We start from the raw sequence: 1,023 nt of genomic DNA, 5'->3' as shown, positions 1-1,023 counted from the left end.
CCCCATGTCCACTGCCACGATCATTCCGCTCGCCGCCCCGATGGACGGGATGAGCACCGATGATCTGGAATCGGAGTTGTTGGGGTTGGCCGGGCACATCGCCGCCGCCGAATGCCGCTTCCTCCAACTGCTGGCCGAGTTCGACCACCGCGGCGGCTGGGCCGGGGACGGGATCCGCTCGTGTGCGCACTGGCTGTCCTGGCGGGCCGGGATGAACCTGCGCACCGCCACCGAACGCCTCCGGGTCGCCCACGCCTTACAACAGTTGCCCCGCATCACCGAGGCGTTCGCCGCGGGGCGGGTCTCCTACTCCAAGGTCCGGGCGATCACCCGAGCCACCGGATCCGACACCTCCACCCTCACACAGATGGCCGCCCAGATCGCCGCCGGGGAGCCCGACCTGCGCCACACCACCGTCACCGACCCGGACACCGCAGAACGAGTACTGCTCAACGTGGCCCTGTGCGGCACCGCCAGCCACATCGAAACCGTGGTGCGAGCAGTCCGGCGCCGCCACACCCCACCCGAAGACACCACCGCCCGCCGCTCGCTGACCTGGCGCTGGGACGACAACGGCTCCCTGCACGTGCACGCCCAACTCACCCCCGACGACGGGGCCGCGTTCATCGCCGCCATCGGGACACTCGTCCCGCCGCGCACCCCGATCCGGCCCTCCATCGAACCCGCACCGCAGGACCTGGACCAGCGCGCCCGCGAACAAGAACCCGGCCCGGCCGCAGACCGGACGCAAGCCCGACGCGCCGACGCACTGCTGGCCCTCATCCACGGCCACACCAACGACGAGACGGGCCCGGTGGTCAAGCGCGGGAACACGCAGGTGATCGTCCACCTCGACGCCAGCACCGGCGCAGCCCGCATCGCCGACGGACCCGACATCCCGGCCTCCACCGCCGAACGCCTCGCCTGCGACGCCCGCGTGCGACTACTGCTGGACGACCGGACCGGGAACCGCATGTACATGGGCCGCAACCGGCGCCTGGCCACCCCCGCCCAGATCGCCGC

General features: G+C 71.7%; 1 protein-coding gene. It reads left to right on the top strand.

Going from position 1 to position 1,023, the window contains the following annotated elements:
* Nucleotides 1–49 precede the first annotated feature (49 nt).
* Nucleotides 50–1,023, top strand: a 974-nt coding sequence (locus ACU436_RS42315) for a DUF222 domain-containing protein (protein ID WP_459032823.1), incomplete at its 3' end; no start/stop codon positions are given.

Source organism: Pseudonocardia wallangbongensis (assembly GCF_054486945.1).
The sequence above is the reverse complement of the archived record's forward strand: the minus strand, read 5'-3'. Positions and strand labels throughout refer to the sequence as shown.